The 8,242-nt window shown below is 27.6% G+C and carries 4 protein-coding genes; 1 reads left to right on the top strand and 3 read right to left on the bottom strand.

Annotated features, from left to right (window positions below; translation table 11 throughout):
• The first annotated feature begins 99 nt into the window (after nucleotides 1-99).
• Entirely contained in the window at nucleotides 100-4,737 is a 4,638-nt protein-coding gene (locus RI68_RS02505) for an AAA domain-containing protein (protein ID WP_017193663.1), read from the top strand.
• Nucleotides 4,738-4,905: 168 nt separating this feature from the next.
• Here the strand turns inward: RI68_RS02505 and rsmG are convergent, their stop codons facing one another.
• The 3 genes from rsmG to RI68_RS02490 are packed head-to-tail and all read right to left on the bottom strand — an operon-like array spanning nucleotide 4,906 to nucleotide 8,045.
• The gene (gene rsmG / locus RI68_RS02500; RefSeq protein ID WP_222813012.1) at nucleotides 4,906-5,523 is read right to left on the bottom strand and encodes a 16S rRNA (guanine(527)-N(7))-methyltransferase RsmG; all 618 of its coding nucleotides are present in this window, start codon (nucleotides 5,521-5,523) and stop codon (nucleotides 4,906-4,908) included.
• Entirely contained in the window at nucleotides 5,513-7,369 is a 1,857-nt protein-coding gene (mnmG, locus tag RI68_RS02495) for a tRNA uridine-5-carboxymethylaminomethyl(34) synthesis enzyme MnmG (protein ID WP_017193662.1), read from the bottom strand. The genes rsmG and mnmG overlap by 11 nt, the downstream gene beginning before the upstream one ends.
• Nucleotides 7,370-7,418: 49 nt before the next feature.
• On the bottom strand, nucleotides 7,419-8,045 hold the full coding sequence (locus RI68_RS02490) for a hypothetical protein (RefSeq protein ID WP_017193661.1): 627 nt from the start codon (nucleotides 8,043-8,045) through the stop codon (nucleotides 7,419-7,421).
• Nucleotides 8,046-8,242: the final 197 nt, after the last annotated feature.

Raw genomic sequence — 8,242 nt, 5'->3', positions numbered from 1 at the left:
AATATTTTATTGTTTATTTAAATATTTAAAATCGTTTTTAAACATCTCATCTCAATTCTTCTTAAACTTCAAAGAAAAAAGAAAGAAAAAAATTTTTATATGAATATAAAATACAAACGTCTTTTGTCGTTATTAGATTTTACAAAAGAAACTAAAAAAATACGTGATAAAATTATAATTGATGTCGAAAGTCATGAATGGTATTATCATGAGAATACTCTCTTAGCTTTGCCAGGGGTGTATATGATGAATCCTAAAGCGAAAGAAGGAGATGTTTGGATAACAATAGAACGTTTCGCTCCTCCTGTTGCTCCTCAAATTACTAAAAACCCTTTATTAAAATTATGGTTAAATATTTCTGATGATTATAGAATTTTACCTGTTTTAAAAAATAAAGTCAAAAAATCAGAACTAAAAGAATCAGGTTTCCCTATAACGGAGAATTTTAATGATGAAAATGAAAAAAAATTTGTTTTTTTAAAAGAATTTTTACCTTTAAATAAATCTCTTCAAACTGATTTTGACAATTATTACCAAAATACTTGGAAAGTTTGGGCTGAAAAAGAAGAAGAAATTAACAAAACAAGACAATTATATAAAAAAATATATAAATTAGAACAAGAATTTAGAAGCAATCAAGATGATTCTCATCGCGAATTGGTTTTAGGAGTAGGAATGGTTTTATGGAATTCAGATGGTAAAAAATCCAAAATTCGTTATCCTTTAATTAGTCACGCTTTAGAAATCCATATGAACGAAAAAACTAATGCTATGGAATTAATGCCTCTTAGAGAACCTCAATTAGAGTTAGATATTTACACTTTTCTTCAAAATCCTGGTGTTTCCGTTATTGAAACGGCTTGGAAAAAATCTTCATTAATTTCTCAAGAAGGTCGAAATGCGGTTTTTTCTCCTTATAATCCTAAAACTTTTGATTCTATTCTTCAAATAGCAGCTTCTCATCTTGATCCGCAAGGAGAATATAAACCACAAGGGAATAATAATCGCACTTTATTGCCAATAACAGAAGAATTAAAAATTACTGATAATTGGGTTATTTTCATTCGTCCGCGTGATAATAAATTTTTAATTCAAGATTTAGAACGTTTTCAAAGTCAATTTCAAGTAGCTACAAAAAATTTACCTGATATTCCAAAAGGAATTTTATCCATTCTTGAAGAACAATCATATTCCCGTAAAAAAATTAAACTGCCAGAATTTAGAAGCTTGGAAATTCATTACCCTTCTAACGAAGATCCTGAGGCTGTTCCTGTGAAAGATTTATTTTTCACTATGGCTTCTAACGAAGAACAAGTTAAAATCATTCAAAAGTTAGAAATTTATGAAGGATTAGTAGTTCAAGGGCCGCCTGGAACTGGTAAAACCCATACAATAGCTAATATTCTTTCTCATTATTTAACTTTAGGTAAAAGAGTTTTAGTCACATCTATGAAAAAAACCGCTCTTAACGTTTTAAGAGATAAATTAATTCCAGAAATACGAACTCTAGCCGTTAGTTTTTTATCAAGCGAACAAGAAGATTTAAAACAATTGGAACATAATGTTTCAATTATTAAAGAACAAATCAACTCTATTGATGAAGATAAATTTGAAAAAGATATTTCCTCTTTAGAAAAAGAAATAGATTTCATTCAAAATGAATTAGCTCATATTGAACAAAAGATTAAAGAATTTTTTCAACGTAATTTTGATTTAATTGTTTTTTTACCAGAACAATCTCGCCCTCCTATAAAACCTTTAGATGCTTCCAAAATATTAGTTAAAAAGCGTCATAAAATTGAATGGTTTAAAGATGAATTAAAATTAACAAATGTTCCTTTATTTCAATCAGAAGATATTGCTGAACTAAAAAAAAATCGTCTTAAAGTGGGCGACAAAATTTCTTATTTAAATATACAAATACCTGCAATTGAGCCTTATTTAGTAGAAAATTTAATGGAAATTCACACAAATATTATTACTTACAACTCCATAAAAGAAGAAATAAAAGAAAATAAAATTTTTTCTTTAGAATTTAAAAATGATAAAATTTTAGAAAAAGCTCAACACCTTCTGGAAATGCTAGAATATCAAATAAAATTAAACCAATCCTTAATTGATGGTGAGAAAAAATTTTCTTGGCACAATTCCATTAAAAATACTTTAAAAAAATCTAGACACGATTTACCTTTAAAAGAATTCGCCGTTTTTTATAAAGACATTCAAGAAGCAGTAGCTCAACAACAAGATTTTTTAACAAGACCTGTCTCTAGTTTCGCTAATTTAGAATTAGATTCTGACATGATGAGTGCTATTAATAAAAAAGCTTCAGGCAAAAGCGCTTTTGGTTTATTTAGTTTTGGTAAAAAAGTGGAAAAAGAAAAATTGTCTTCAATTGTCATTATTTCTAACAGACCTGAAAATAAAGAAGATTGGAAACATGTTCAAAAATATTTCCGTTTAAGAAAAAAGATGAGAAATTTAATTATCATCTGGCAAAACGGTTTAGCTTCTAATTTATTATTAAGTAATGAATTAGTGAACTATGATAATTCTGATCCAAGCACTTTCAACCCTAAACATATTTTACATTTGAAAAAAGTGTCTGATCATTATCAATATTTAATTGAAAAAGATGTTAGAGACGAAGAAATAATAAAATTAGTTTATGAATTATTTCCTAAATTTCCAGAAATAAAGCAAATTCCTAATAGGATTGATTTATTAACTCAATTGCAAAACGATTTACAAAAAAATATTAAATTTCATAGTGTTAGAGATGCTTATAAACAAAAAAACAAAATCAAGAATGTTTTTTCAATATCTTCTGCTGAATTATTTAAAAATTTCCACAATTTAATTGAAGAAAAATGCGGAAATTCAGAAATAAATGTTAAAAGATTGAAAAAAGAAACAGATTCCTTTTTAAAAGAAATCAAAAATTTAGACACTTTAAAAGAAAATTTTGAAACCATTAAAACAGTTTCTGAATTGATTGAAAAATCAGGAGCTCCTTTATGGGCTGATGATTTAAGAAATAAATCTCCTCTAAATTCTTCTTCTGATAATCTTTTACCTAACGATTGGGACGAAATTTGGTGGTTAAAACAACTTGAAGTTCATCTGGATAATTTGCAAACTCGCGACTATTTAAACAAAATGGAAGCAAAGAGAAAACAAAAAATTATTGATTTGGAAAAAGTTTATAAACAAATAGTGTCTAAAAAAACTTGGTTACAAGTCTCTCGTAAAAGCACTCCTGATATGGAATCAGCTTTACAATCTTTTATCACTCATATCGCTAAAATAGGAAAAGGAACTGGTAAAAAAGCTCCTATTCATAGACGTCAAGCGCGTCAAGCTTTAACTAATATTTTAGAATCTAACGCTATTCCTTGTTGGATTATGCCTCATGATAAAATTTCTGAAGTTTTACCTTCTCAAATAGGTAATTTTGATTTAGCAATTATTGATGAAGCTTCTCAATCTGATTTATCTGCTTTAGCGGCTTTTTTAAGAGCTGATAAGATTTTAATTGTTGGTGATGATAAACAGGTTGGTCCTAATGATATTTCTGATGTGAGCAAAACACAAATTTTATCTCAACGTTTCCTCAAAAATCAAGTCAAACGTTATCAAGGACATTTAAGCTCAGGCTCTTCTATTTATGAATTATTTCAAGTAGTTTTCGCTCATGAAAAAATTATGTTAAAAGAACATTTTCGTTCCGTTTCTCCTATTATTGAATATTCTAATAGAGAATTTTACCATAATGAAATCCAACCAATGCGTCTGCCGAAAAAATCTGAACGTCTTGATCCACCGCTAATCGATGTTTTAGTGACTGATGGAGCTTGTAAAGATGAAAAACAAGAAATTAATAAAGCAGAAGCCTGTTATATTGTGGATGAGATCAAAAGAATCTGTGCCGATCCTACGATGAAAGATAAAACTATTGGGGTTGTGACTTTAAAAGGCGATCGCCAAGAACATTATATTTACGATATGCTAGAAAGAGAATTGCCTAATGATATTTTCAAACGTCATGCTATTAAATGCGGGAACGCTAGAACTTTCCAAGGTGAAGAAAGAAATATTATTTTCCTTTCTTTAGTGGTTTCTTTCCGTCCTAACGGTAAAAAACCAATGCCTTTGACTAAAGAAGATGCTTATCAACGTTTCAATGTTGCTGCTTCTCGTGCTCGTGATCGTATGTATTTAGTCCGCAGTATAGAAATGAATGAGAACCAACTCAGCAATAAAGACGTTTTAAGACGTGGAATTATTAAACATTTTAGTTTACCTTTTAGTCAAGAAGAGAAAAAAATTAAAAATTTAAGAACTCTTTGTGAAACAGATTTTGAACGTCAAATTTATGATATTTTAGTCAATTTAGGTTACCGTGTTCTTCCTCAAGTTAAAGTCGGTTCTTACCGAATTGATTTAGTGGTTGAAGGGGATAATGATAACCGTTTGGCTATTGATTGCCACGGCGATAGATTACAAAGTACCGAACAAGATGATCATGATTTAAACCGTCAAAGAGTTTTAGAACGTAATGGGTGGGAATTTTGGAACGCATTCGCTTTTAATTTTGTTTTAAATAAAGAAGATGTGATTAAAGACTTAATTAAAAATTTAGAAGCAAAAGACATTGAACCTACCAAAACAGAAAATATAAACCAAGCTATTTACACTGAAAAACGTCGAGTAACTGTTTTTACAAAAAATAAATAATCGTTTGACGATTAAATAATAAAATCCATCGTTAACTTTAAAAAAAGTAACGATGGATTTTTTTTTCTTCGCCGTTGAAAAAATATTTCCCACAAACGGAGATAATTATCAATAAACAATAAATTGCCCCAAAAGAATTACATTTTTAAGATTTGATATAAAAAAGAGTTAATTTATTTTTTGAAATAATAAGTTAACTCTTTTGCCTAATTCTTCCGGTAATTCTAAAAAGAATTTTTGTTTTAATTTTATTTTCGTCATTTTAAGATGTTTCAATTCTGCCTCGTAATTAGGTCCTTTCATTGCTATAAAATAACCTTTTTTTTTAATAAGAGGAGAAGCTAATTTTAAAATTAATTTTAATTTGCCTAAAGCTCTAGCGATCACTAAATCATATTGTTTATCGTGTTGTTCAATCCTTTGATGAAATAAAAATACATCAGTTAAATTCAATTTTTTAACTAACGATTCTAAGAAATTAATTTTTTTTAAGGAAGAATCAATTAAAAAAATTTTCAAATGAGGGAATAAAATTTTTAAAGGGATACTGGGAAAACCGGCTCCGGTACCTAAATCGCTTAAATTATCAATTTTATTCAAATCAATATTTTGAGAAATCAATAAAGAATCATAAAAATGTTTTAAATAAATATCTTTTTCACTCGATAAAGCGGTTAAATTGGTTTTTTCGTTGTATTCTATTAAAAAAGAATAATATATTTTAAATTGTTCTAATTGTAATTCGTTTAAATTAAATGTATCTTTTAATATTTGATTAAACAAAATTTTTAGCCTTTTGTAAAAAAACTAATAAAATAGAAATATCAACCGGATTGACGCCTAAAATTCTTGATGCTTGGCCTAAATTATAAGGTTTAATTGTTGTTAATTTTTCTTTAGCTTCTTTAGATAAATTGTGAATTACTGAATAATCAATATCAATAGGAATTGTTTTGGTTTCTAATTGAAGAAGTTTTTGAGCTTCTTTTTCGGCTTTTAAAATGTAATTTTCGTATTTAACTTGAATTTCAACTTGTTCTAAAACTTCTGGTGTATATTGTTGGTCAAAAAAAAATTTCAAAATATTTGTATTTAATTCTGTTCTTTTTAATAATTTATATAAACTCGTTTTTTTCGTAATTAAAGAAGAGTCATGTTCTTTTAAATAATTTAAATTCTTTTCATTAACTTCAAAAAAAGTTGCTTGTAATTTTTTTTTTAACATGTCTACTTCTAGACGTTTTTTTTCTACATTTTTATAAGTTTTTTCATCCACTAAACCTAATTCAAAACCATAATGAGTTAATCTTAAATCAGCATTATCATGTCTTAATAATAAACGAAATTCTGCTCTTGAAGTCAATAAACGATAAGGCTCTTTGGTTCCTTTATTGATCAAATCATCAATTAAAACACCAATGTAAGCTTCATTTCTGTTTAAAACAAAACCGTCTTTATTTTGCAGTTTTAAACTAGCGTTAATTCCGGCCATTAAACCTTGACAAGCCGCTTCTTCATAACCGGTAGTACCGTTGATTTGACCAGCAAAAAATAAATTATTTATTTTTTTAGTTTCTAAAGTATGTTTTAATTGGTTAGGATTGAACGCATCATATTCAATAGCATAAGCATATCTAACTATTTTAGCATTTTTTAAAGCAGGAATAGTTTGTAAAATTTTATGTTGTATTTCTTTAGGCATGCTTGTAGAAAGACCTTGTAAATACATTTCATCAGATTCTAAACTTTCTGGTTCAATAAAAATTTGATGTTGTTTTTTATCGCAAAAACGAACTACTTTATCTTCTATAGAAGGACAATAACGCGGGCCCGTTCCTTCTATTTGGCCATCATACATTGCCGATTCATATAAATTTTGTTCAATTAATTCGTGAGTTTGTTCGTTAGTGTGAAGCAAATAACAAGGTTCTTGGACTCCTAAATCGTCAATAACCGAAGGAGAACTGAAAGTTTGTAAAATGCCATCTCCAAATTGCATTTTAGCTTTAGTATAATCAATGCTATCTTTTTGAATTCTAGGCGGAGTACCTGTTTTCAAACGAATAACTTCAAAACCATGTTCTTTCAATTGTTTGCTAATGCCATAAGTGGTTGGTTCATTATTAGGACCCGAGTTGGTTTTTGATTTTCCCATAAAAATTTTACTGGATAAATAAGTTCCTGTCGTCATAACAACAACTTCACTATAAACAAGTGTTCCATCCTGCAATTTAACCCCTTTAACTTTTTGTTTTTCAATAATTAATTTTTCCACTAAACCTTCTAATAAAGTTAAACTATCAACTTCTTTTAATATTTGAATAACTACTTTAGGATATTTTACTTTATCAATTTGAGCCCTCAAACTTCTTACAGCAGGCCCTTTAGAAGTATTTAACATTTTCATTTGAATTTGCGATAAATCTGCTGCTTTTCCCATAATGCCGCCTAAAGCTTCAATCTCTCTTACAACGACGCCTTTGGCTGGTCCGCCGATAGAAGGGTTACAAGGAAGAGCGGCAATTTGTTCTAAATTGCCTGTAATTAATAAAGTTTTATGTTTTTTGGATAAAGCTAAAGCGGCTTCTACGCCGGCATGTCCGCCACCAATAACAATAGCTTCGTAATTCATTTTCTGTTAACCTCCTTTTTTTAAAAATTTTTTTCATAAAAAATAATTTTTATTCGTTTTCTTCAACATGTCTGTAAAGTCTATGTTGTGTTAAAATGTTTTCTAATTCTTCTTTGCCTAAAAAATTTTCAGATTCTTGAATAAATTGGATAAATAATTTTTTTTTATCCAATTGGAATTTCTTATCGCTTTTTTTCATAAAAAACATAAAAATGATTAAAAATAAAATAATCGGTAAAGCGAATAACATAACAACTTTATAACCATTTAAATTTGGAATTGATGATTTAACTAAAGTAGATAAAATAAGAGAAGTGACAAAACCTATTCCTAAAGACAAAAAGTTTTTTTTAATTATGTTTGCGCGTTTATTTAACAATTCATAAATAAATTTCATATAAAAAGAATTAATTTCTTTTTGATATAAAGTATTGAATTTATCATAATATTCTTCATGAATAAAAACTCTAAAAACGCCATTTAAATAAGTCCAAACGACATATTGATTCATGTTCAAAAAAAAAGAATTATATTTACTTTGTTTTAAATAAAAAAACTCAATTTTTTTTTCTTGATCGTTAAAAAGACAATTTTCTTCGCGAAAAGCATTTCCTTCAACAGAATTAAAAACAAAAGGTAAAAGCTGAATTTTGTTTTTGTGTGTAAATAAATTCATAATCAAATAGATTTCCTTTTTTGTTAGTTTATTTTCAATTATAAAAAAATCTTCTTAAAAATCATCACTCACATGAAATTAAACTTATGGCCGCTTCAATCAAGACCTGACCAGATTCATTATCTTTATATTGAATGATGATTTTTAAGAAGATTTTTAAATAAAATATAAAAATTATTTCTTTCTTAAATTATAAA

The organism is Vaccinium witches'-broom phytoplasma str. VAC (genome assembly GCF_000309405.1).
In the GTDB taxonomy this organism is placed as follows: Bacteria; Bacillota_I; Bacilli_A; order Acholeplasmatales; family Acholeplasmataceae; genus Phytoplasma.
The sequence above is the reverse complement of the archived record's forward strand: the minus strand, read 5'-3'. Positions and strand labels throughout refer to the sequence as shown.

Coding starts and splice junctions, on each gene's coding strand:
- RI68_RS02505 (WP_017193663.1), top strand. CDS start 100: ATGAATATAAAATACAAACGTCTTTTGTCGTTATTAGATTTTACAAAA.
- mnmG (WP_017193662.1), bottom strand. CDS start 7,369: ATGAATTACGAAGCTATTGTTATTGGTGGCGGACATGCCGGCGTAGAA.
- RI68_RS02490 (WP_017193661.1), bottom strand. CDS start 8,045: ATGAATTTATTTACACACAAAAACAAAATTCAGCTTTTACCTTTTGTT.